Annotated in this window: 17 protein-coding genes; 11 read left to right on the forward strand and 6 right to left on the reverse strand. The window is 66.9% G+C overall.

Annotated features, from left to right (window positions below; translation table 11 throughout):
- Positions 1-9 precede the first annotated feature (9 nt).
- Positions 10-1,257, forward strand: coding sequence for a 3-oxo-tetronate kinase (otnK, locus tag DJ029_RS09140; RefSeq protein WP_112322127.1), 1,248 nt, complete (start codon positions 10-12; stop codon positions 1,255-1,257).
- Here the strand turns inward: otnK and DJ029_RS09145 are convergent.
- Positions 1,254-2,519: an aminotransferase class V-fold PLP-dependent enzyme gene (locus tag DJ029_RS09145; protein WP_112322128.1), complete on the reverse strand. Its 1,266-nt coding sequence runs from the start codon at positions 2,517-2,519 to the stop codon at positions 1,254-1,256. The two genes, otnK and DJ029_RS09145, sit on opposite strands and share 4 nt — an antisense overlap.
- Positions 2,520-2,720: 201 nt before the next feature.
- Between DJ029_RS09145 and DJ029_RS09150 the strand changes: the two genes are divergently transcribed.
- From DJ029_RS09150 to DJ029_RS09165, 4 genes are all read left to right on the forward strand, one after another.
- Positions 2,721-4,955 (forward strand): transglutaminase domain-containing protein, encoded by a 2,235-nt coding sequence (locus DJ029_RS09150; RefSeq protein WP_112322129.1) that lies wholly within the window; start codon positions 2,721-2,723, stop codon positions 4,953-4,955.
- A 233-nt stretch (positions 4,956-5,188) separates the two neighbouring features.
- Positions 5,189-6,010, forward strand: a complete 822-nt coding sequence (locus DJ029_RS09155) for a sulfite exporter TauE/SafE family protein (RefSeq protein ID WP_112322130.1) — start codon at positions 5,189-5,191, stop codon at positions 6,008-6,010.
- A gap of 33 nt (positions 6,011-6,043) precedes the next feature.
- Positions 6,044-7,258 (forward strand): MFS transporter, encoded by a 1,215-nt coding sequence (locus DJ029_RS09160; protein ID WP_112322131.1) that lies wholly within the window; start codon positions 6,044-6,046, stop codon positions 7,256-7,258.
- 64 nt (positions 7,259-7,322) lie between these two features.
- Entirely contained in the window at positions 7,323-8,288 is a 966-nt protein-coding gene (locus DJ029_RS09165) for a DUF808 domain-containing protein (RefSeq protein WP_112322132.1), read from the forward strand.
- 76 nt (positions 8,289-8,364) lie between these two features.
- Here the strand turns inward: DJ029_RS09165 and DJ029_RS09170 are convergent, their stop codons facing one another.
- A complete protein-coding gene (locus DJ029_RS09170) occupies positions 8,365-9,201 on the reverse strand; it encodes a fumarylacetoacetate hydrolase family protein (RefSeq protein ID WP_112322133.1) in 837 nt (278 codons plus the stop codon).
- A gap of 348 nt (positions 9,202-9,549) precedes the next feature.
- On the opposite strand from DJ029_RS09170, the gene DJ029_RS09175 reads away from it, so the two are divergent.
- Positions 9,550-10,290: an SDR family NAD(P)-dependent oxidoreductase gene (locus tag DJ029_RS09175; RefSeq protein ID WP_112322134.1), complete on the forward strand. Its 741-nt coding sequence runs from the start codon at positions 9,550-9,552 to the stop codon at positions 10,288-10,290.
- Positions 10,291-10,733: 443 nt separating this feature from the next.
- Here the strand turns inward: DJ029_RS09175 and DJ029_RS21730 are convergent, their stop codons facing one another.
- On the reverse strand, positions 10,734-10,991 hold the full coding sequence (locus DJ029_RS21730) for a hypothetical protein (protein ID WP_157966329.1): 258 nt from the start codon (positions 10,989-10,991) through the stop codon (positions 10,734-10,736).
- Positions 10,992-11,066: 75 nt separating this feature from the next.
- Here DJ029_RS21730 and DJ029_RS09180 point away from each other — a divergent pair, with 75 nt between their 5' ends.
- Complete coding sequence (locus DJ029_RS09180) at positions 11,067-14,117, forward strand: Ig-like domain-containing protein (protein WP_157966330.1); 3,051 nt, start codon at positions 11,067-11,069, stop codon at positions 14,115-14,117.
- Positions 14,118-14,180: 63 nt separating this feature from the next.
- Here the strand turns inward: DJ029_RS09180 and DJ029_RS09185 are convergent, their stop codons facing one another.
- Genes DJ029_RS09185 through DJ029_RS09195 form a run of 3 tightly spaced genes read right to left on the reverse strand, consistent with a single transcriptional unit; the run spans position 14,181 to position 18,597 of the window.
- Positions 14,181-15,056 (reverse strand): DMT family transporter, encoded by an 876-nt coding sequence (locus tag DJ029_RS09185; RefSeq protein WP_112322136.1) that lies wholly within the window; start codon positions 15,054-15,056, stop codon positions 14,181-14,183.
- Positions 15,053-17,413, reverse strand: coding sequence for a PIG-L family deacetylase (locus DJ029_RS09190; RefSeq protein ID WP_112322137.1), 2,361 nt, complete (start codon positions 17,411-17,413; stop codon positions 15,053-15,055). Before DJ029_RS09190 ends, DJ029_RS09185 begins: the two co-directional genes overlap by 4 nt.
- 8 nt (positions 17,414-17,421) lie before the next feature.
- Entirely contained in the window at positions 17,422-18,597 is a 1,176-nt protein-coding gene (locus DJ029_RS09195; protein WP_112322138.1) for an ROK family transcriptional regulator, read from the reverse strand.
- 120 nt (positions 18,598-18,717) lie between these two features.
- Here DJ029_RS09195 and DJ029_RS09200 point away from each other — a divergent pair, with 120 nt between their 5' ends.
- Genes DJ029_RS09200 through argH form a run of 4 tightly spaced genes read left to right on the forward strand, consistent with a single transcriptional unit; the run spans position 18,718 to position 23,290 of the window.
- The gene (locus DJ029_RS09200; protein ID WP_232823028.1) at positions 18,718-19,977 is read left to right on the forward strand and encodes an extracellular solute-binding protein; all 1,260 of its coding nucleotides are present in this window, start codon (positions 18,718-18,720) and stop codon (positions 19,975-19,977) included.
- Positions 19,978-20,037: 60 nt separating this feature from the next.
- Entirely contained in the window at positions 20,038-20,931 is an 894-nt protein-coding gene (locus DJ029_RS09205) for a carbohydrate ABC transporter permease (protein WP_112322140.1), read from the forward strand.
- Positions 20,931-21,809: a carbohydrate ABC transporter permease gene (locus tag DJ029_RS09210; RefSeq protein ID WP_112322141.1), complete on the forward strand. Its 879-nt coding sequence runs from the start codon at positions 20,931-20,933 to the stop codon at positions 21,807-21,809. Before DJ029_RS09205 ends, DJ029_RS09210 begins: the two co-directional genes overlap by 1 nt.
- Positions 21,806-23,290 carry an argininosuccinate lyase gene (argH, locus tag DJ029_RS09215; protein ID WP_112322142.1) on the forward strand — a complete coding sequence of 495 codons (1,485 nt, stop codon included), beginning with the start codon at positions 21,806-21,808 and terminating at the stop codon, positions 23,288-23,290. Before DJ029_RS09210 ends, argH begins: the two co-directional genes overlap by 4 nt.
- Positions 23,291-23,293: the final 3 nt, after the last annotated feature.

The following is a 23,293-nucleotide window of genomic DNA, read 5'->3' on the forward strand; positions in this document are numbered from 1 at the left end:
GACAGGACCATGCTTCTCGGCTGTATTGGCGATGATTTCACCGGGTCGAGCGACCTTGGCAACACGCTGACCCGCGCGGGGATGCGCGTCACTCAGTATGTCGGCACGCCCACGGTCCCCGCCCAAGCGGAGGTTGAGGCGGGGATCGTCGCGCTGAAGTCCCGCTCGATCCCGGCAGAGCAGGCGATCCGCCTTTCGCTGGAGGCGCTGGAATGGCTGGCCGCGCAGGGCTGCCGGCAATACCTGTTCAAGTACTGCTCGACCTTCGACAGCACGCCCGAGGGCAACATCGGCCCCGTGGCCGAGGCGCTGGCAGACCGCCTTGGCGCGGATCGCATTATAATGTGCCCGGCGTTTCCGGCCACCGGGCGCTCGGTCTACCAGGGTCATCTGTTCGTCGGGGATGCGCTGCTGTCGGAATCGGGGATGCAGAACCACCCCCTGACGCCGATGACGGACCCCGACCTGCGCCGGGTGCTGGCCGCGCAAAGCAAGGGCAGCGTCGGGCATATCAGTTTCTCCGATATACGGGGCGGTGTCGGGGCCATCCGCGCGGCACTGGCGCGCGAGCAGGCGGCCGGGCATCGTATGGTGATCGCCGATGCGATCCGGGACGAGGATCTGGTGCTTCTGGGCCGCGCCGCCGCCGACCGACCCTTGATCGGGGGCGGGTCGGGCATCGCGCTGGGCCTGCCGGACAACTTCCGGGCTGAAGGCCTGATCTCCGGGGAAGGGGGCGACTGGCGGCCGCAACCGGGGCCCGCGGCGATCCTGTCCGGGTCCTGCTCGGTCGCGACCCGGGAACAGGTCGCCCGCCACCGCGACAGCGGGTCGCCTGCCCGCGAAATCGACGTACCCGCGGTGATGGAGAGTAGCGAAAGCGCCGAGACCCTGGTCGCCTGGGCCATGGCGCAGGACGGGGTGCCGCTGATCTATTCCTCTGCCGATCCGGAGGCGGTGCGCTCCATGCAGACCCGGTTCGGGCGGGCCGAGGTGTCCCACCGGCTTGAGGCGCTGATGGCAGAGGTCGCGCGCGCCCTCGTCGCGGCGGGGGTCACGCGGCTGGTCACGGCGGGGGGCGAAACCTCCGGCGCGGTGGTCGAGGGGTTGGACCTGACCTCGCTGGCCATCGGACCTGAAATCGCACCAGGCGTGCCGGCGGTCAGGGCTGGCGACGCCCTGACACTGGCGCTGAAATCGGGCAATTTCGGCGGCCCCGACTTCTTTGCCGACGCGGTGGCGCTGCTCGGCGGTTAATCCGCCGCGTCGGCGGTGATCCCCGCCATGGCGCTCAGGAATTGCGACACTTCGGCGGGCGAGTTGTAGTGGCACAGCGACACCCGCACGCAGGAATCCCGGCCTAGCGGGTCAAGGATGTTGCCCGAATAGTGATCCGCCTTGCGCACGTGCACCCGGATGCCTTGCGCGTTCAGCGCCGCCACCACATCGACCGACGGCATCCCCTCCACGATCAGGGAAACCAGCCCTTCGCGCGCGAGATTGTCGATACCGCCGATCACGGTCACGCCGGGCAGTTCCGCGAGCCCTTTCAGGTTACCGGTGCCGTGCAGCATCGCGTCTGTCAGCGCCTGCTCATGGTCATGGATCGCCGCGCCCGCCGCTTCGATCAATGCGCGGGGATCGGTGGCGTCGCTGACCTGTCCTCCTAGCCAGCGGAAATACTCCACCACGTCGGAAAACGTGGCATAGGATCCGGTGTCGCGGGTGCCGAGTTCCCAGTTCCCGGCAGGCCCGCCGACCAGGCTGTCATGGGGCAGGGCGGCCAGCCGCTCCGACGCCCAGGCCAGCCCGTATCCGTGGCGCGAGAACACCTTGTAGGGCGAAATCACGTAGCCATCGACGCCGTAGTGCGCGATGTCGATGCCGCCGTGGCTGGCGTGCTGGATCCCGTCCACGATGATGAACGCCTCTGGCGCGACGGCGCGGATCTCGGCGGCGATGGCGGCAACGTCCACCCCCATGCCCGTCACGGGCGAGGTGTGGATGATCGTCGCCACGCGCACGTCCGGCGTCAGGTGCTTGCGGTAATCCGCCGCCGTGACGGTGCCGGTGGCGTTGTCGTGGGGCACCAGCACATGCGGCTTGCCCGCGATCCCGGCCCAGCGCGCGCAGGCGCTGCGCGAGGCGGGGTGCTCCAGCGTGCTGCCGAGCACGACGCCGCCCTCCGCGGCTCCAAGGATCGCGGCGCTGATCAGGCGGAAGGTCAGCTCCGTCCCGCTTTCGCCGACGAAGATGGCCCCATCAGGCGCATTGAAGAACTGGCGCGCATCCGCCTTCGCCGTGTCGATCACCTTCACCAGCGCGTGCGAGGCGGGATTGTCCCGCCCCTGGTTGTCGGGGATCGCCGCGTAGGTGGTCGATGTTTCCACGACCGAGCGCAGCGTCAACGCGCCCCCGGCGTTTTCGAAGAACACGCGCGGGCCTTGGAACGGGCAGCTTTCCACATGCGCGAAACGGGCACGGATACTGTCAAGAAGATCGGCAGAGAAGGCGGTCATGGGCAGGTTGCTTTCAGGCTTGGGTCGCCCGGACATTGCAGTCTCGCACGCGGAAAGCCAAGCGGGTGTTTGTGCAAGGCGCTGAGTGAGACGGGAAAATCGCCGAAGCTCGGAAAAACTGTGCTCAAACACGTTGATTGCCGAAGCAAACTGCCGCTAGGCTCTGGCGCGACGTAAAGCGGCGAAGCGAAAGGCCATCCGATGGGCGATTCACTCTGGTACAAGATTGTGTGCGTTGCCGGCATTCTTGCGCTTCCGCCTCTTGCACCAGCCCTTGCGCAGGGGCTGTCCTGGGCACCGCCCGGCGCTGTCGAAACCGGCGAGATTCCGGCTCTCAGCCCGATTTCCGGCGACCTCGACTACGGCGCCGGGCTGGAAGGCGCGATCGCGACGCTGGAGCGTTTCGCGCCGGTGGATCACGACCTTGCGACGCGGGCCCAGACCCTGGAAACGCTCGAGGCGGTCTTCGCCTTCGTGCGCGACGAGGTGCGCCCGGCCCCCTACGAGGGCGACCTGCGGGGGCCGGAGGCGACCTTCGCCGCCCGCGCCGGCAACGACGAGGACCAGGCGGAACTGCTGGTCGAAATGCTGCTCGAGATTGGGGTCGAGGCGCGGAAGGTCTCCGCCAGGATCGAAACCCCGACAGCGCTGCAACTTCCCGGCTGCGTCGCCCCTTCCGGGGATGACCCGCTGGTGCTGGGCCAGATCGACGGGCCGGCGAAGGCGCGGATGCACGCGCGCGCGGTGCGCGACTACGGGCTGCTGGCGGCGGCCCTGCCGCCGATCGACGCTGTTGCGACCATGCCCGATGCGGGCGCGCCGCATACCTGGGTGCAGGCGCGCCGCGACGGGAACTGGATCGACCTTGACCCGATGCTGATCGATGCGGAAGTCGGCGCCAGCCTGGCTCGGGGCACGCCCGCGCCCGCGCCGGCGGCGCATATGGTCGCCCTCACCGTCCAGGCGGAAACCCTGAGCGGTGGCGCGCTGGGGCTTGCGCCCGTGCTGTCGGTTTCGCTGCCTGCCTCCGAACTGGCGGAAGCCAAGGTGCAACTCGGCTTCACCTCCGAGCTTTCGGGGACGGGCGGCGGCATTGCCGGGGCCTTCGCCAAGGCGCTGGACCAGGCGCCGCGGATCCGCCCGCTGCTGCTGATCGACGATGAGACGATCCAGGGCGACACCTTCGACACCCCCGCCCCGCCCGCCAAGGGTGCGGGGCTTGGCAGCGCCAGTGCCGATCCCGTCACCGCGATCTGGCTGGAGCTGACGACGACCCGGCCCGACGGCGCGAAGACCACCGCGCGGCGCACGCTGGTCGACCTGCTGCCGCCCGAGCTCCGCGTCTCGGGGAAGGTGACGCCCGACGCGATCATGGCCCCGGACGAGGGTGAAAAGCTGCCGGTCGGGCTGGAGGCGCTGCACACGATCATCGTCTCGCACGGCGGGCTCGACCCGTTCAGCGCAGCGGCGATGCGGGCGCTCATGGTGCTCGACCTGCCCGAGGTCGAGGCGGGCACCGAAGCGGGGACGACGGACCAAACCCAGATGCTCTGGCAGATCTGGGCCGACGCCTACGCGAAATCGGTCAGTGCGGAAGCGCTGGTGAAACAGAACTCCGGTCCGATGGGCTGCGCGATGGTGACCGCGCCGCGCGTGTACCTGTTCACCTCCGGCGGGACCGGGCCGGACGACCTGATGTCGGTGGACTGGGCGATCGACGGCGTGAAGGCGGTCGGCGCGCCGGACCCGGGCGCGGCGGCGGAGATCCGCGTCTGGCATGGTGTCGTCCAGAGCGCATATGAAACCGCGTTGGCGGAATCGATGCTGCGCATCTTCGGCGGCGCAGTGGGTTCCACCAGCACCCTGCTGAACGGTCCGCTCGGCCTGGTCGAGGAGCCGCCCAAGGGCGGCGGCTGGATCGCCAGGGCGGATGCGGACGCCGGCTGGCTGCTGGTGTCCGGGCCGCAACCCGAGGGGGCCACCGCCGTCTGGTGGCGGGTCGATCCCGCCAGCGGCGCGACGGATGCGCGCATGGCGCCGCAGGGCAACGTCTCGCGCTGGAAATGGAAGACCGGGCTCAGCCAGGTCGGCCACACCACCAACGGCGCCTGGGATGCGAAGACCGGCAAGTTCATTCCCAACAACAAGGGCCAGAACCCCAACCTCGGCGGAAAGTCCTGGCGGGAGGTCAACAAGGGGCCGATGCGCAAGAAGCTGGAAAAGATCCTGGCCGACCTGAAAAGGCGCAAGGCCGTCGCGCGTGAGCGCAAGCTGCGGAAATACTGGGACAAGCGCACCGGCAGGGGCGGAGGCGGGAACGAGTACCTGGTCGTCCTCGAGAATATCTCCGTCCCGCTGGCGATCACCGTGGGCACCGGCGTCGGCGTGGCGGTCGTGGGGGCGTATTTCTATGCCCTGACGGGCGAAAAGCCGTGACTGGGCGCAGCGTGCCCCGGCGCCGCCCCCGCCAGAGGCGCAGCGGCCCGGCAGGCCCGGGCGCCGGGCCCGGGCGGTTGGAACCATCCAACGCAATTCCGCGCGATGCGGGCCGGGTTCCCCAATAGCCCCGCGAGACGCGAACCAAACAGCCATGGCGGTACAATCAAGAACATAGCCGGGTCTGCCCGCCGCCGCATGTAACGGCGACCCCGAAAAAGGATCTCTACGAAATGCCTGCTGAATTTTCGTTGCTGCTCGTCGCAGCACTGGCCGCGACCGGGTTGGTCGCCGGTGTCCTCGCCGGGTTGCTGGGCGTCGGGGGCGGCATCGTGATCGTTCCGGTGCTTTTCTATATTTTCACTGCGATGCAGGTCGATCCCGGGGTCATCATGCACCTTGCCGTCGGCACCTCTCTGGCGACGATCATTCCGACCTCTATCCGCTCGGTGATGTCGCACCACAAGAAAGGCTCGGTCGATCCGGCGCTGTTGCGCAAGTGGGCGCTGCCGATGCTGGTCGGGGTCCTGCTTGGCACGGCGTTCGCCAGTGTCGTCAGTTCCGCGGCCCTGACCCTGGTTTTCGCCACGATCGCGCTGATCGTGTCGCTCCACATGGCGCTGGGTAAGGTGGAACGCACCCTGGCGGACGAGTTGCCGAGTGGCCCGGCGGGCGGTGCCGTCGCGGGCGGGATCGGCGCGTTTTCCGCGATGATGGGCATCGGGGGCGGGACGCTGGGCGTGCCGATCCTGACGCTGTTTTCCTACCCCATCCACAAGGCGGTGGGCACGGCGGCGGGCTTCGGGCTGATCATCTCGGTTCCCGGCGCGATCGGCTTCGTGCTGGCGGGCCTTGGCGACCCGTCGCGCCCGGAAGGGTTGCTGGCGGTGGGCTACGTCAGCCTGCTGGCCTTCGTCCTGATCGTTCCGGCGACGGTTCTTGCCACGCCCTACGGCGTGAAGCTGGCCCATGTGCTGAGCAAGACCGCCTTGCGCCGCGCCTTTGCCGTCTTCCTCGGGTTCACGGCGATAAGGATGTTCGCAAGCCTTGTCTGAGCGCGCCCACCCCGCGCCCGGCGACGGGCCCGCATGAGCGGCGTGGCGCCCCACGACAGCCGCTACGCCTGGCTGCGGCTTTGCGTGTCGCTGGCCATTGCGACGGTGCTCAACGTCGGCATCTGGGCGATCGTCGTCGTGATGCCCGCGATCGAGGCGGAGTTCGGCGCGACGCGGGCCGGGGCCGCGCTGCCCTATACGGCGGTGATGATCGGCTTCGGGGTCGGCAACCTGCTGATGGGGCGCGTGGTGGACCGGTTCGGCATCACGCTGGCCCTGATCGGGGCGGCGGTCATGGCGACGCTGGCCTATGTCTGGTCGATGGCCGCCGGCTCGGTCCTGATGATGTCGGTCGCGCACCTGGTGCTGGGGCTCGGGACGGCGGCGGGCTTCGGGCCGCTGATCGCCGATATCTCGCACTGGTTCGACAGGCGGCGCGGCATCGCGGTGGCGATCGTGGCCAGCGGCAATTACCTGTCCGGGGCGCTCTGGCCGGCGTTGCTGGCGGATGTGCTGGCCGACAGCGGCTGGCGGGCGGTCTATACGCTGCTGGCGATCAGCACGCTGGTGCTGGTGCTGCCGCTGGCCCTGCTGCTGCGCGCGCGGGTGCCGGAGGCGGCGCATGAGATGGCCCAGGCGAGCGCCGCCGCGCGGGCCCATGCCACCGGGCTTAGCCCGCGGGCGCTGACGTGGCTGCTGGGCGCGGCGGGAGTCGCTTGCTGCGTGGCGATGTCGATGCCCCAGGTCCATATAGTCGCCTATTGCGTGGGGCTCGGCTATGGCCCGGCGGTGGGTGCGCAGATGCTGTCGCTGATGCTGCTGGGCGGGGTGGCCAGCCGGATCGTCTCCGGCTTGGTGGCGGACCGGCTGGGGGGCGTGCGCACGCTGCTGATCGGCTCGGCGTTGCAGGGGCTTGCGCTGTTCTTCTATCTGCCGTTCGATGGCATGATGTCGCTTTACGTGGTCAGCACCATCTTCGGCCTTGCCCAGGGCGGCATCGTGCCGAGCTATGCCCTGATCGTGCGCGAGTACATGCCCGCGCGCGAGGCAGGGGCGCGGGTCGGCTTCGTTCTGATGATGACGATCCTCGGCATGGCGCTTGGTGGCTGGCTGTCGGGGTGGATCTTCGATATCACCGGGTCCTACCGGATGGCGTTCCTGAACGGGATCGCCTGGAACGGGCTGAACATCGCGATCATGCTCTGGCTTCTGAGCCGCACGCGGACCAGGACGCCGGTCCCGGCATGAGCGCGCCCTTGGCCCGAGCCGCATCCGCGCCACCTACCCACCCGAGAGATGAGGGAGATCCGATATGAGTGGTTTGCTCGCCCTGCTGGACGATGTGGCGGCCCTTGCAAAACTGGCCGCGACGCAGGTGGACGACGTGGCCGCGCAGGCGGTCAAGGTCGGCTCGAAGGCGGCCGGGGTGGTGATCGACGACGCCGCGGTGACGCCGAAATACGTTCACGGCCTGCCGGCGGCGCGCGAACTTCCCATCGTCTACAAGATCGCGCGCGGCTCGATCTTCAACAAGCTGGTGATACTGCTGCCCGTGGCGATGCTGCTGAACGCCTTCGCGCCCTGGATGCTGACGCCGCTTCTGATGCTTGGCGGGTTGTACCTGAGCTTCGAGGGTGCCGAGAAGATCCACCACGTCCTGGTCGGCCACGGAGACACCCACGAGCCCGAGAACGTCCCCCAGGACCCCGCCCACCTGGAGAAGGAGCGGGTCGCGGGCGCGATCAAGACCGATTTCATCCTCTCGGCCGAGATCATGACCATCACCCTCGCCGCGATCGAGGCGGACAGCCTGTGGATCGAAGGGGTGATCCTGGCCATCGTCGCGGTGGCGATCACGCTGGTCGTCTACGGCTCCGTCGCGGTGCTGGTGAAGGCGGACGACGTGGGCCTCAGGATGAGCTTGCGCGGCCGGCTCAGCGCGACCCGCGCGGCGGGCCGCGCCATCGTGAAGGGGATGCCGGGGTTCCTGACGCTGGTCTCCACCATTGGGACGGCGGCGATGCTCTGGGTCGGCGGCTCCATCCTGATACACGGGCTGGTCAGCTTCGGCTGGCAGCAGCCCTACGCGGTGATTCACGATCTTGCGGAAATGGCGGCTAACCTGGTCGGGCCGCGGATGCAGGGCTTCGCGGCCTGGTTCGTCACCGCGCTGCTCGACGGGCTGGTGGGGCTGGCGATCGGCCTGACCTCGATCCCCGTGGTGCAGGCCGTGATCCTGCCGCTGGTCAAGCGGCTGAAAGGGCAAAGCGCCGCCTGAAGCGCCGCGCCCCATAGGTGCGCGGCCGGCCCGGGCAGACGCTGGTCTGTCCCGAACCGACCTGTCGTGTAGCTCTTCAGCGGACGTTCTGCGTCTGCGTTCCCAGCCCTTCGACGCCGAGGGTCATCACGTCGCCGCTTTTCAGGTAGCGCGGCGGCTTCTGGCCCATGCCGACGCCCGGCGGGGTGCCGGTGCTGATGATGTCGCCGGGCTGCAGGCTCATGAATTCCGACAGGTAGGACACGAGATGCGCGACCCCGAACACCATGGTGCGGGTCGATCCGTCCTGCACGCGCTGTCCGTTCACCTCAAGCCACATGGGCAGGTCCTGGGGGTCCTTTACCTCGTCTGCGGTGACGAGCCAGGGGCCGATGGGGCCGAAGGTGTCGGCGGACTTGCCCTTGACCCACTGGCCGCCCCGCTCAAGCTGGAACGCACGCTCGGAGATGTCGTTGATCACGCAATACCCGGCGACATGATCCATCGCCTCTTCCTTGCTGACGTACTTCGCCGTCTTGCCGATGACGACGCCCAGCTCCACCTCCCAGTCGGTCTTTTCCGAGCCGCGGGGGATTTCCACGTCGTCATTGGGGCCGACGATCGCCGAGTTGGCCTTCATGAACATGATCGGCTCGGCGGGCACCTCCATGCCGCTTTCCGCGGCGTGATCGGCGTAGTTCAGGCCGATGCAGATGAACTTGCCGACCTGCCCGACACAGGGGCCGATGCGCGTCCCCTCTGGCACCGTCGGCAGGGCGTCGATATCCAGTTTGCGCAGGGCGTCGAGCTGCTCGGGCAGAAGCGTGTCGCCTGCTATATCGTCGACATGCGCCGACAGGTCGCGGATCGACCCGTCCGCGTGCAGAATTCCGGGGCGTTCCTCGCCTGCGGCTCCAAATCGAAGCAGTTTCATCGCGGTTTCATTCCTTTCTTATTGTTCGACCGGACGCCCCGGCAACCGGGGCTCTTTGCCCCCGGGCCGTGGAGTCCGGCGCAGATACCGGGGGCGGACGCGCATCGGCGCGTCCCTTCCCGGGCCGCAGAATGGCCCCCAGCGCAGGCAAGGACAAGGGCCAGCGGGAAATCTCCGCCACCCGCCCGGGCTGAGCAGGGCTCCCGCTGGCCGCCCCGGCACTTCTGCCAGTTGCAGGCGGGGCGCGGCTGGACCTATAAAACCGGGACAGGGACGGAAGCGCCCCGATGTCGGGGCTGACCGGCGCGGGGATTTGGAAGAGCGCACACACAAGAAGGCAGACATCACATGACAGATTTCAAGGACCAGGTCGCCATCGTCACCGGCGGGGCGCAGGGGATCGGACGCGCTGTCGCGGACCGGCTGGCGGACGGCGGCGCGCGCCTGGCCATCTGGGACCGGGACGCGGAGCTCGCCGCGCAGGCCGCGGAGCAGATCGGCGGAGGCGCTTTTGCCTGTGCGGTGGACGTGGCGGACTGGGACAGCGTGTCCGCGGCCATGGCCCTGACGCTGGAACGCGCGGGGCGTGTGGATATCTGCGTGAACTCCGCCGGGATCGCCGGGATGAACGCGCCGCTGGCCGAATACCCTGTGGAGGAGTTCTGCCGCGTGACCGAGATCAACCTGCTCGGCACCTTCCACGTCAACCGCGCCGTCGTGCCCGCCATGGTGGAGCGGAACTACGGCCGCATCGTCAACATCGCCTCCGTCGCGGGCAAGGAGGGCAATCCCAACGCCAGCGCCTACTCCGCCTCGAAGGCCGGGGTGATCGGCCTGACCAAGTCTCTCGGCAAGGAGCTTGCCGCGCAGGATATCGCGGTGAACTGCGTGACCCCCGCCGCCGCGCGCACACGCATCTTCGAGCAGATGAAGCAGGAGCATATCGACTTCATGCTCTCCAAGATCCCGCGCGGGCGCTTCCTGGAATTGGATGAGGCGGCGGCGATGATCTGCTGGCTGGTGGGCAAGGAAAACAGCTTCACCACCGGCGCGATCTTCGATCTGTCCGGCGGCCGGGCGACATACTGAGTTTTCCTGCCCGGCGGCCGCGCCACCAAGCGGGGCCGCCGGGCTTGCAAGACCTCCTCCGTCGACAAGGCCGATATGGTCGGCGAAGGGAGCGAAGGCCGAGCGCGGCGGACACGCTGGTCCGAAGGAGGCTCGCAACGTCTTGCGTGGGCCGCGGGCGGAAGTTCCGTTTTACAAAACCCTGCCTTGAACGTGTTGTGGTTAATAATGCGAAACGATTTCAATGGTTAACGGTTCGAAATACCTTGCTGCAATTGCAAATAGATTTATAGTCGCCGGGGTTTGAACATTGGCGGCGATTTTGGCCCGCCGGTATTTCGGCGCCTGAGCGGGGCCGCCCGGCCTGCCCCGACTGGGCGGCACGTAAAAAGTTTGGGTGCTCGACATGTTTCTACGAGCCCTTGGGTGAACAGGCATTCGTTTCATTGATTCGAATTGATTTATTATAAAGGCGAAAATTGTATCATTTCATTCTGCGGGCGGTCGCGATTGCGATCGTCACTTTGTTTGCCGCGTTCGCGCAGCTTGTCGCCACCCCCGAAGCCGCTATCGCGCAGGACACAACGCCGCCGCGCCTGCTTTCGATCACCCGGGACAATCCGGAGACCGAGGTGACGGCTGCGACCACGTTTGTCTGGATAGCGACGTTCAGCGAAGAAGTGACTGATTTCAATCTGAGCGGTGATTTCGTGCTCGGGCATTCGGCTGGTCTGGTAAGTTCGATTGATGGCTCTTCGACACAAATAAATCCCGGTGTTTATCGCATAGTCATCGATGTGAACTTCGCCGACACGTATGGCTCGCTGCTGCTTATTCTCAGGTCGGACGCCGACATCTCGGACACCAGCGGGAATGCCCTGGTGAACACCGATGTTGTCGGTGTGAACGAAGGCTACATCTACGACGCGGTGCCCCCCACGGTCACGATCAGTTCTTCCGAGAGTTTTCCAACCAACGCCACATCGATTCCCCTGACGTTCACCTTCTCCGAGTCCGTGAACGATTTTGGCCTGGAAGATATTTTCCTCGTGTCGGGTGGCGGATCGTTCTCGGCGCTGTCGGGTTCCGGCACGACCTACACCGCGAATTTTACCCCCTCTGGCGAAGGCCTGTCGCGGATTGGCGTGACCTCGGGCGGTGCCGAGGACGCTGCCGGAAATGGCAATACCGCATCGGAAACATTCGATATCACCACTGACTGGACCCGGCCGGGCGTGAGCCTGACTGCACCTGGCAAGGCGACTGGCCCCTACACTGTTGTCGTCAGGTTCGGGGAACCGGTCATCGGCCTGGAGGTGACGGATTTCTTGGTCACTGGCGGTGGGGCGAGCGCTCTGACTTCAACGGGTGCGACGACCTACGACCTGTTGATCGTCCCGACTGTTGAAGGCAATGTCGCCGTCTCCCTGCCCGAGGGCACCACCACTGACGCGGCCGGGAACTTCACCTACGGGGTCGGCCTCCTCCCCACCTTCGTGGACTCGATACCGCCGGGCGTCGTTCTGTCCGGAAACCCGCCACAGGCGAACGGGCCGTTCCCGCTGACGATTACCTTCTCGGAGCCGGTCACCGGCTTCGGCCTCGGGGCGATCGGAGTTGTCAACGGAAGCGTCAGCGCCCTGACGCAAAACAGTCCGACGCAGTATGACGTTACGATCACCCCTTTGGCGGACGGTGCGGTCCTTGTGGATGTGGTGGCGGGCCAGTTCTCGGACACGGGCGGGCTTCAGAACACCGCCCCCAACCAGGCCAGCACGATCGCCGACCTGACCGCGCCGACGCTGACGCTGAGCACGCCGCCGACGACAACCAACGCGCCCTATGCGCAGACTTTCACCTTCTCCGAGGATGTGACGGGTTTCAGCATCGGCGACATCACCACCGTGAATGCCAGCGCGTCGGATTTCACCGCGACGAGTCCGTCGACCTACACGGCAACGATCACGCCGACCAGCGACGGGGCGTTCTCCGTTTCCGTCGCCGCAGGCGTGGCCGAGGATCTGGCAGGCAACCTCAACACCGCCGTCACACCGGTGGGCGGCACCATCGACCTGACCGGGCCGACGGTCGTTCTGGGCGCGCCACCGGCGATGACCAGCGCGCCTTACACGCAGACCTTCAGCTTTTCGGAGGATGTGACGGGCTTCACTATCGACGACATCACCACCGTGAACGCCAGCGCGTCGGACTTCCTCGCGACGAGCGCCGCGAGCTATTCGGCGACGATCACCCCGACGAGCAGCGGGACGTTCTCAGTCTCCGTGGCGGAGGGCGCGGCAGAGGATGCCTCCGGAAACCTGAGCCTGCCGTCGGTGACCCTGAGCGGGGTCGCCGACTTCGGGGCCCCGAGCGTGACGCTGACGGGGATGCCGGACTTCCCCGGGACCCCCTACACGCTGACGATCACCTTTTCCGAGGCGGTAACCGGGCTTGAACCGGGCGACTTCACGCTGAACAACGCCACCCTGTCGGGGCTGGCCGGGTCGGGCGCCGCCTACACGGTGCAGGTCACCTCCAGCGACTTCACCCATTCCGTCCTGTTGCCCGCCAACAGGGTGCAGGACGCCACCGGCAACGGCAACACCGCCTCGAACCGCTTCCGCGTGGCCGAGGATGGAACCGCCGCCGCGCTGGTCATTTCCGGCCTGCCGGAGACGTTCCAGCCTGGCGACACCTTGCAGGCCAGCTTCACCTTCAGCGAAGCGGTCAGCGGGTTCGATCTGCCTGACATCTCGGTTTCCGGGGGCACGGCCAGCGGGTTGTCCGGTGGGCCGGTGCTCTATACCGCGACGATCACCCCTGACGGGGATCGGCATGTCACCGTGGCGGTGGCGGACGGCGCGGCGCGCGATGTGACGGGCACGCCCACCACCGGGGCCACGGCGAAGTCGCGGATCGACTCGGCGGGCCAGACCAGCAAGATGATCTCCAGCTTCATGGAAACCCGGGCGCGCAGCCTTGTGCAGAACCAGCCGAGCGTGATGGATTTCGTGACCAGCAAGCGGCAGGGGCAGTTCTCGGCCTCCCTGTCGCGGGGAACGGGGGATTTCGTGCTGCATTCCCGGGCGGACAGCGCGATCTGGTTCTCGGTCGTCGGCTCGAAGACCACCTCGGACACCGAGGAGATGACCTACGGGCTGGCCGTCGCGGGGACGCACCTGACGTTCGCCAACGGCGCAATCCTGGGGGCCATGCTGCAATACGATGTGTCCGAGCAGACCGCGGACAACGGCGCGGTGGTCCGGGGGCATGGCCCGCTGGTCGGCCCGTATTTCGCCACGCAGCTCGGCGCGCAGCCGGTGTACCTGTCGGGCCGGGTGCTCTACGGCACCACGACCAACGAGATCTCGCCCTTCGGGACCTACACCGACAGTTTCGAGGGGGACCGTCTGCTGGCGACCCTGAACCTGGAGGGGCGGCACGAACTGCCGGGCGGGACGTTCGTTGCCCCGAAACTGTCCTACAGCCATGTCTCCGAAACGCAGGACGCCTATGTCGACAGCCTGAGCAACGAGATCCCCGAGCAGACCATCGGGCTGAGCGAGGTGTCGCTCGACGCCGATTTCGAAGTGCCGATCCCCATCAAGACGGGTGAGATGTGGTTCGACTGGGGCATGTCCTACATCCACTCGGACGTCTCGGGCAGCGGGGCTGCCTCGGCCTATGCCGCCAATACCAGCGGTGGACGCGGCCGGGTCGACGGGGGGCTTCGCTACAACGACGGCTCGCGCTTCAGCACCTTCGTGAAGGGCTATGTTGACGGGCTCGGCAGCAGCGGATCGCAGCGGACGCTGGGCGGTTCCGTCGGGTTCGAGGTGGCGTTCTAGGGGCGTTCTGCGCCGGGCTGAGGGCGGTGCCGCCCTCAGCGACCCTTTCCGTCGGCCGGTGGCCTACCTGCTGGCAAGGCGGGGCCGGCGCTGGTCGGTCGTCACCCAGATCGCGGCCAGGATGACCAGCGCCGCGCCCGCCGTGAAGGCGATCGTGGGGCGCTCGCCAAAAGCGAAGAACCCGACAGAGACGGAAAAGACCAGGCTGAGATAGCTCAGCACCGACAGGAACCCGGCGGTCCCGTGGTATTGCGCGCGCAGGTAGCAGACCTGCGCGGTCTGCGCGAAGACCCCCACCAGCAGCAGCGGCAGCAGGTGCCCGCCTTGGATCGGCGTCCAGTTGGCCAGGGCGAGGGGGGCCGAGAACACGGTCAGGCCCGCGGTGTAGAACGCCATCATCACGATGACCGGGGCCGCGCGCAGCCGTCGCGTGGCGATCACCGTGCCCGAGCCCGCCAGCACCACAACGCCCATGGCGGCAAGCCCGATGTTCCAGGGCACCGCGCCGGGCTGCACGGCGATCAGAACCCCGCAAAGCGCGATGGCGGCGGCGCCCCACTGCCGCCGGGTCACGGTTTCGCGCAGCAGGATGCCCGCCAGCACCATGGTGACCAGCGGCCGGGTGAACCCCAGCGCGGTGACCGTGGCGAAAGGGATGCGCGATATCGCGAAGAAGCTGGCCGTAAGGGTGATGACCGCCATGAGCACCCGCCAGAAATGCAAATGCAGGTCGCCGAGGTTCCGGAACGCGCCGCGATTTCGCAGGATGAGCGGCGCGATCAGCACCAGCCCCGTCAGGGCGCGCAAGAAGACGATCTGCGACGCGGTATAATCCGCGCCGAGCCATTTCACGATCGACAGCGCCCAGATGTTGAGCGACATGTCCGCCAACAGCCAGCCCCCGCCGCGCAGGTTGTCGCGCGGAGCGTCGTCGGTCATCGGCGCGGTGCGATCAGGTTCGCCATCAGGCGAAACGCCCCGGGTACGAGGTTTTCCATCTGGTGGTGCAGGATCAGCGAGGTGTGGATATGCCGCCCCGCGCCGATATCCGCGACCAGAAGCGACCCGCGATGCGGGGCCTCGTCCGGGTCCGACATTTCCAGCAGCGGGACATAGGCGTCGTCCCAGGATTTCGCGAAGTAGAGGCCGCGTTCCTTGACCCAACCCTGCCAGTCCGCGGGGCCGATGCGGTTCGGCGTGGACAGGATGTCATGCTCCGCCAGCTGGCGGACGGCGGCGTTTTCGTCGGTCACCCGCCAGCGCAAGGAAGGCTGGCCGATTTCAAGCCGCCGGGGCGGCACGCTGTCCGGGTCCCACTTGTCCCAGGGGCGGTGATACAGCGTCAGCAGGGTGCCGCCCGCCTCGGTCCATCGCTTGAGTCGGGGCATCGCGCCGACAAGTCCCGGGCGGAATCGCATGGCGAAAATGCCGATGATGATCGTGTCGAAGCGCGCCAGCGCGGCATCGCTGGACAGGGCGTCATCGGAAAGGCTTTGCACATCCGCGCCGAGCGCGCGGAGCCAGTGATCGACCCGGTCGTTCCCCGCGCCGATATAGCCCACACGGGCCTCCGGCACCTCGGCGTGCAGCGCGCGCAGGCTGACCTCGGCCGGGCGATGGGTGGCGGTGGGGTGGACGTGGTCGTGTTCGATCCGGCGAAGGATGCTGGCGTCTTGCCCACCGACGCGCACCGGCAAACGGTAGAGCCCGGCGGTAAGGTCTTCGGGCGGGGTGATCCGATGGACCTCCCCCTTCGTGGTGGCTTGCCAGCCCTCGGGCACTGTGATCGTGGTGGCCGCGCCGTCGGGGCGGATGTCGCGGATCGTCAGCTCGGCCACGCGCCCCGGCCGGGCCAGGTTGACCAGCGCCTTTCCGGGGGAAAGGGCGACGGAATGGGATGGCAGGACGGCGGGCGCGCGTTCGAACGGCACGCGGGTCACGACGTTGCCGCCTTCCTTGCGGATCTCGACACGTACGGCGGGTGCGCCCGGCGCGGCAGGGTCGTAGAAGGCGGGATAGGGATCGCTGGTTCCTGCGTCCGGGTCCACGAGCAGATGGCCGTCCGCCTCGCTCATGCCATCGGGCAGGTCGAGCGAGAGCGAAACCTCAGCGCGGCCCGGATCCAGCTCGACCGTCAGAGCCGAGGTTGCGCCGGGGTGCAGGAAGGCGTCGGCGCTGCGGGCATGCACCTCGATCCCGAGGGCGATGCGAAGCACGTTGGACAGCTGCCATTCCTTGGCGTCGAGGCGGTGCGCCACCTGGTCGCGCGCCTCCGCCGGGCAGGCCGCCGCCGCGGCGCGCACGGCGTCGAGGGCAAGGCCCGCCGCCTCGGCCACCTTGGCGTAGTCCGGAAACGCCTGAATCGCGCTGTCGATGGCGCCCTGCGCGTCGGTCAGGTGCTGCGCGATCGGGGCCGCGCCCGCGACACCGGCAAGGTCGGCCAGCGTGGCGGCCAGCCCGGAGGTCAGACCCGTGTCCGGCCCCGGCACATGGGATTGGGCGAGGTGCAGTTTCCAGTCGCTCGCCTGGCCCGGGGCAACCCAGCGGCCCATGCCCTGGGTTCTGTGGAAAGCGCGGGATTGCTGGCCGATGCGGTTCCAGCCCCAGCCGGTGACCGGATCGGCGCCCGACGCGTCGATGGTCAGCGTGGCGGGGGGTGGCGGCTCGTCGTCATCATAGGCCTGGCCCGCGCCGGAGGTCGCCGGAAGGTAGAGCTTCGAGATCTGCCAGGGCGGCAGGTTTGAAGGAAGGCGCGGATCGGCGGCGGCGGCCATCACCTCGTGCGCGGCCTGCGTCATCGCCCGGTGGTGGCCATGCTGGCCCGGCACATCCAGGAACGTCGGGCAAAGGATATCGGGGCGTTCGCTGCGCACGATCTCGACAAAGCGGGCGAGGGTGCGCTGGTGGCCCCATTTCCCAAGCGTTTCGACGCCGCTCTTGGAAAAGCCGAAATCGGTGATTGGATCGTCGGGCGATTCCGAGTGCCAGTACATCCGCATGCCGAGGATATCGCAGGCGCGCTCCATCTCGCGGGTGCGTAGCGCGCCGAGATCCGATCCAGCTTCGGTGCCGATGTCGTTCTGCCCGCCTTCGCCCCGGGTCGAGCAGGCGTAGGACAGGTTGATGCCGTCGCGAAAGGCCAGCGCGGCCAGCATGCCGGAATGCTCGTCGTCGGGGTGTGCGCCCGATTGCATGAACCGCACGACCGACGCGAGCGGACGAAGCGCCCACCAAAGCTCCACCATTCGGGGCCGGGCGCGATCTTCGACGATACGGGACTGGTTGGGCGTGGGCATGGCGGCTCCTAGGGAAGGTCTGCGATTTTCGGGACGAAAGCCTGGTTGATCACCAGCGCCGCCGCGCCCAGCGTTGCCGTCAGCCGCCCCGACGCGCCCGTCATCAGGCGCGGGTGAAGCCGGTCGGCGCGCTCGGAAACCGACCGCCCGGAAAGGCGGATCCTTCCGACCAGGTGTTCGAGGATGGACTGGGGCAGCGCGCCGCCGAGGATCACGGTCTCGGGGTCGAAAAGGTTTTCGAGGATCGTGATGGCCGCCGAAAGCGGCTCTGCCGCGGTGTCGAGCCAAGTCATCAGCACAGGGTCGCCCGCGGCGAAAAGCCGGTCCAGGTCGGCGGTGCTCGGCGCGTCGATCCCCTGTTGCTGCAAGGCGCGCTGGACCGACAGGCGGCTGACGACGCTTTCCAGCGGTACGGTGCGCCCCGCGCAGGGCACCGGGATGTGCCCGATCTCGCCGGCGTTGCCGAACGCACCGGCCATCAGCCGGCCGTTCGCGATGACGCCAAGCCCGAGGCCCCGGCCGAAATAGAGGAACGCGAAAGTGTCCAGCGATTGCGCGATGCCGCTGATCCGCTCAGCCATGGCGGCGGCGTTGGCGTCGTTCTCGACCAGCACGGGCATGCCGAGGTGTTCGGCGAACCACCGTCCGGGCGCGACGTCTTCCCAGCCCGGCAGGTCGGATTCGCTGTCGCTCAGCCCAGTGGCGCCGAAGGGGCCCGGCATCACCACCCCCGCGCCGAGCAGCTTGCGCTCGGATATTCCAGCCTTCGTGACGATATGGTCGCGCAGCCTGAGAAGCGTTTGGGTGATCGTGTCGCGATCGGTCGATTCCAGCGACCAGCGCTCCGAGGCGATGGTCTCTCCGCAGAGGTTGAGGATACCGGCGAAGATCGCGTCCGGGCGGATCTCTACGCCGATGGCATAGCCGCCGTCCGGGTTGAGCGCGTACAGCACGGGCGGATGCCCCCGCCCGGCGGTGCCGCGCCCGCGATCCACGATCAGCCCGTCTTCCAGCAGGTCCGAGGTGATGTTCGACACCGCCTGGATCGACAAGCCCGAGGCGCGGGCGATGTCCGCCCTGCCGATCCGCCCGGCAAGCCGGATCTGGCCGAGGACCATCCCCCGGTTGTGGCTGCGTGAGCGTTCCGCGTTGGCGCCGAGAACGATGTCGGAAGTCGTGATCATGCTTTCGCTTACCTCAAGAAACTTGAATGCTCAATACAGTTGAGTTAATCGTGGTCCCTGAAGCGGGCAAACCGCGGCAATGTCCGGCGCATGCCGGCAAGCAAAACAGGGAGAATGACGGTGGCTTTCGAGAAATTCAGATCATTGGCCTTTGCAACGGCGACGAGCCTCGCGGCGCTTGGCGCGACATCCGCGCAGGCGGTGGAAATCGAGTACTGGCAGTATTTCTTCGACGCCCGGGTGACGGCGATGGAGCAGCTGATCGAGAATTTCGAGGCGGCGAACCCCGATATCACAGTCAAGATGACCCACTTCCCCTATGCCGACTACCGCACCAAGGTCGCCGCGGCGATTCCCGCGGGCGAGGGGCCCGACGTGGTGCAGCTGTTCTACGGCTGGCTCAACGACTACGTCGAGGCAGAGCTGATCCAGCCGCTTCCGGCGGACAGTTTCCCCGCATCGAAGATCGACGCGGAATTCTTCCCGATGGTGCAGGCCATGAAGGAAGGCGATGCCTACTGGGCGCTGCCGACGGCAGTGCGCTCGCTGGCGCTGTTCTACAACGAGCGGCTGTTGGAGGAAGCGGGCGTCGAGCCCCCGACCACGCTTGACGAGATGATGCAGGTCGCCGCCGCCACCACCAAGGTGGACGGTGCGGGCAACCTGACCCAGGTGGGCATGACCGCGGGCATGACCGCACAGGATCACCACTGGTGGCGCGAAGGCCTGGTCCGCCAGATGGGCGGAGAGCCCTACCTGAATGACTACAAGACGGTGAACTACAACTCCGACGCCGGTCTGAAGGCGCTGGAATTCTACACCAACATGTTCATGGGCGAAAATCCTGTCACCGCGATCGGCTTCATGGATGAGCCGCAGGCGGCGTTCAAGGCGGGGCGCGCGGCGATGCATATCGACGGCTCGTTCCGCATCGGCTCGCTCGCCGATATCCGGGGCCTCAAATGGGGCGTGACCGAGCTGCCGGCAACGGCGGATGGCGTCCGGTCGAACTACTCGTCCTACTGGGTGAACGCGATCACCACCAAGGCCGAGGGCGAGAAGTACGACGCCGCGGTCAAGTTCATGGAATACGTCACCTCAGACGAGGCGATGCAGATCTGGCTGGACGTGGTTGGCGAGCTGCCGGCCAAACCCTCTGTCGGCATGACCGATGAGAACGCGAACGACGACGTCTTCGGGCCGTTCATCCGTGGCCTGGAATACGCCCACACCACCAAGTTCGCCGACGAGTCCGGGCAGCGTCAGCTGATGGTGGAAATGATCGAGCGGATCCAACTCCAGGGGATGGCGCCTGCCGAAAGCCTCGCGGTTGCGGCGGAAGCCGAGCAGAAGCTGCTCGACGAGTACTACGCCAAGTAATCCCCCCTGCTCCGGTTCCCTTGGGGGCCGGAGCCTTCCCCCTGCCTGCGCGAGGACAACATGTTCCGTTGGAGCGATCTTACGATCCGCCAAAAACACATTGCCTGGGCCTGGGCGTTCCTGGCCGTCCCGGTCCTGTTCTACGCGGTGATCCGGTTCTATCCCACGGGCAACGCGATCCTGATCAGTTTCCAGGACTGGAACCTGCTCGGGTCCCGCGAATGGGCCGGGCTCGACAATTACGTCAAGCTTTTCAACGACCCGGAGTTCTGGCACGTCTTCCGCAACACCTTCGTCTACCTGCTTCTGGGCACGCCGATCAGCCTGGTGCTGTCCTTCGTGATTGCCTACCACCTCGACAAGCTGCGCTTCATGCACGGCTTCCTGCGGATGCTCTATTTCCTGCCGTTCATGACCAGCGCGGTGGCGATGGCCTGGGTCTGGCGGTGGTTCTATCAGCCGGTGCCGATCGGGCTGTTCAACAATTTCCTCGCCAGTTTCGGCATTCCGCAGATCAACTTCCTGAACTCGACGACCAATGCGCTGCCGTCGGTCCTTGCGCCGGCGGTCTGGGCTGGCCTCGGCTTTCAGATCATCATCTTCATGGCCGGGCTGCGCGCGATTCCGAAAAGCTACTACGAGGCGGCGAAGATCGACGGCGTGGGCTGGTGGACGGTGCTGTGGGAAATCACCATCCCGCTGCTGAAGCCCACCATCGTCTTCATCGTGGTGTTTTCCTCCATCGGCTTCCTGCGGATTTTCGACCACGTCTTCAACATGACGACGAACAACCCCGGCGGGCCGCTGAACTCGACCAAGCCGCTGGTCCTCATGATCTACGAGAGCGCGTTTTCCAGCTTCGACATGGGCTACGCGGCGGCGCAGACCGTGGTGCTGTTCGTCGTTCTGCTGGCGGTCAGCCTGCTGCAACTGCGCATTCTGAGGGATAACTGATGGCCGTCGCCGAACAGATCCGTCCCACAACGGACGCCCTGCTGAAGACCGAGGCGCCGAAACGCCCGCGAAACCTTGGCCAGTTCCTGCGCTGGCTGCTGCTGTTTATCGGCGGGATCGCGATGGTGATGCCGATCGTCTACATGCTCTCGACCTCGCTGAAGTGGCCGCATGAGGTCTACAACCTCAAGCTCATCCCCGATGAGCCGACGATCGAGAACTACACCTATGTCCTTGAGGATGGACGTTTCTACTGGTGGTTCGTGAACTCGCTGGTGATCGCGCTGATCACGACGGTCTGCAACGTGATCTTCGACAGTCTTGTCGGCTACACGCTGTGCAAGTTCCGCTTTCCGGGGCGCTACATCATCTTCATCGCGATCCTGTCCACACTGATGATCCCGACTGAGATGCTGGTGATCCCCTGGTACCTGATGAGCCAGCAGTTCGGCTGGCTCGACACCTACTGGGGCATCATGTTCCCCGGCCTGATGACGGCCTTCGGCACCTTCCTGATGAAGCAGTTCTTTGAAACCGTGCCCGACGACTTCATCGAGGCGGCGCGGATCGACGGGCTGAACGAGTTGCAGATCTGGTGGATCGTCGCCATGCCGCTGGTGAAACCCGCGCTCGCGGCGCTGGCGATCTTCGTGTTCCTCGGCAACTGGACGGCCTTCATCTGGCCGCTGATCGTGACGAACTCGGTCGAGATGTACACGCTGCCGGTCGGCCTGTCCTCCTTCGGGGACGAGGCGGACGTCGCTTGGGAGCTGATCATGACCGGGGCCGCGATTTCCACCATCCCGACGCTGATCGTCTTCCTGATCTTCCAGCGGTTCATCATCCGCGGCGTGGTTATGGCGGGGCTCAAGGGATGACGGATACTTCGACTTTCCCCGATCCGGTCTACCGCGACACGGTGCTCGCGCCCCTGTTTGACGGGGTGAAGGCGCATTACGCCGCGCATATGGCGGCGATCAACCGCGCGCATCTGGTGATGCTGTCCGAAACGGGCATCCTCGGCGGTGAAGACACTGCGAAGATCGCACAGGCCCTTGCCGCCATCGAGGCAGAGACCGATGTCGCAGCACTTACCTATACCGGCGAGTACGAGGACTACTTCTTCGTGGTCGAGGCGGAGCTGCGCGCGCGGCTCGGCGATCTGGGCGGCGCGCTGCACACGGCGCGCTCGCGCAACGACATGGACCACACGCTGTTCAAGCTGGCCCTCAGGCAGCGCTGCGACGTCATGCTGTCCCAGGTGCTCGACCTTGCCGACGCGCTGATCGCCAAGGCCCGCGCCGAGGCGGCGACGCCGATCGTCGCCTACACCCACGGCCAGCCAGCGCAGCCGACCACCTTCGGCCATTACCTCGCCGCGGTGATCGAGGTGCTTTTGCGGGACGCGCAACGCCTCGACGCGGCGGCCGACGCGCTTGAGCATTGCCCGATGGGCGCGGCGGCGATCACCACCTCAGGCTTTCCCATCGACCGGGAGCGTGTCGCCGCCCTTCTGGGGTTCGCGGGGCCGCTGGTGAATTCCTACGGCTGCATCGCCTCGGTCGACTACGTGACCGGCCTCTATAGCGCGGTGAAACTGGTGTTCCTGCATCTCGGCCGGGTCGTTCAGGACATGGCCTTCTGGTCCAGCTTCGAGGTCGGCCAGCTCTACGTGCCGAACGCGCTGGTGCAGATCAGCTCGATCATGCCGCAAAAGCGCAACCCGGTGCCCATCGAGCACATGCGCCACCTGGCGTCCGTAACCGCGGGGCGCTGCGACATGGTGGTGAACACCATGCACAACACGCCCTTCACCGACATGAACGACAGCGAGGGCGAGGTCCAGCAAGCCGGCTACGCCGCCTTCGACAGCGGCGCGCGGGTGCTTTTGCTGCTGAAGGCCTTCCTTCCGGCCTGCACGATCAACGCCGGCAATGTCCGGCGCAACGCCGATGCGGCCTGCATCACGATCACCGAACTGGCCGACACGCTGGTGCGCGGCGAGGGGCTGACCTTTCGCCAGGCGCATGAGATCGCCTCCAAAACGGCGCGCGCGGTGATCGCCGACAATCACGCCCTCGGCGACGGTTTCGACGCCTTCGCCGCGGCCTTCAAGGCCGAGACGGGGCGCGCGACGACCTTGACCGACCAGACGTTCCGGCAGGCATGCTCGATGGAGAATTTCATCGCGCAGCGAAACCGGACCGGCGGCCCCGCCCCCGAGGCGCTGTCGCGCGCGCTGGACCAATCGCAGGCTGACGCGGGGAACCTCGCGTCAGCGCAGGCCAGCCGCCGTGCCCGACACGACCGCGCCGCAGCCGAGCTTGACGCCGCCTTCGCCAACTTGATGGAGCACTGACCC

The organism is Oceanibium sediminis (genome assembly GCF_003265325.1).
Classification (GTDB): Bacteria; Pseudomonadota; Alphaproteobacteria; order Rhodobacterales; family Rhodobacteraceae; genus Halovulum; species Halovulum sediminis.

Bases quoted from the DNA above. Each gene is read 5' to 3' on its own strand.
- otnK (WP_112322127.1), top strand. From the start codon at position 10: ATGCTTCTCGGCTGTATTGGCGATGATTTCACCGGGTCGAGCGACCTT.
- DJ029_RS09145 (WP_112322128.1), bottom strand. From the start codon at position 2,519: ATGACCGCCTTCTCTGCCGATCTTCTTGACAGTATCCGTGCCCGTTTC.
- DJ029_RS09150 (WP_112322129.1), top strand. From the start codon at position 2,721: ATGGGCGATTCACTCTGGTACAAGATTGTGTGCGTTGCCGGCATTCTT.
- DJ029_RS09155 (WP_112322130.1), top strand. From the start codon at position 5,189: ATGCCTGCTGAATTTTCGTTGCTGCTCGTCGCAGCACTGGCCGCGACC.
- DJ029_RS09160 (WP_112322131.1), top strand. From the start codon at position 6,044: ATGAGCGGCGTGGCGCCCCACGACAGCCGCTACGCCTGGCTGCGGCTT.
- DJ029_RS09165 (WP_112322132.1), top strand. From the start codon at position 7,323: ATGAGTGGTTTGCTCGCCCTGCTGGACGATGTGGCGGCCCTTGCAAAA.
- DJ029_RS09170 (WP_112322133.1), bottom strand. From the start codon at position 9,201: ATGAAACTGCTTCGATTTGGAGCCGCAGGCGAGGAACGCCCCGGAATT.
- DJ029_RS09175 (WP_112322134.1), top strand. From the start codon at position 9,550: ATGACAGATTTCAAGGACCAGGTCGCCATCGTCACCGGCGGGGCGCAG.
- DJ029_RS21730 (WP_157966329.1), bottom strand. From the start codon at position 10,991: ATGCCCGAGCACGAAATCACCGCTCAGATTGAAATCAGTCACTTCTTC.
- DJ029_RS09185 (WP_112322136.1), bottom strand. From the start codon at position 15,056: ATGACCGACGACGCTCCGCGCGACAACCTGCGCGGCGGGGGCTGGCTG.
- DJ029_RS09190 (WP_112322137.1), bottom strand. From the start codon at position 17,413: ATGCCCACGCCCAACCAGTCCCGTATCGTCGAAGATCGCGCCCGGCCC.
- DJ029_RS09195 (WP_112322138.1), bottom strand. From the start codon at position 18,597: ATGATCACGACTTCCGACATCGTTCTCGGCGCCAACGCGGAACGCTCA.
- DJ029_RS09205 (WP_112322140.1), top strand. From the start codon at position 20,038: ATGTTCCGTTGGAGCGATCTTACGATCCGCCAAAAACACATTGCCTGG.
- DJ029_RS09210 (WP_112322141.1), top strand. From the start codon at position 20,931: ATGGCCGTCGCCGAACAGATCCGTCCCACAACGGACGCCCTGCTGAAG.
- argH (WP_112322142.1), top strand. From the start codon at position 21,806: ATGACGGATACTTCGACTTTCCCCGATCCGGTCTACCGCGACACGGTG.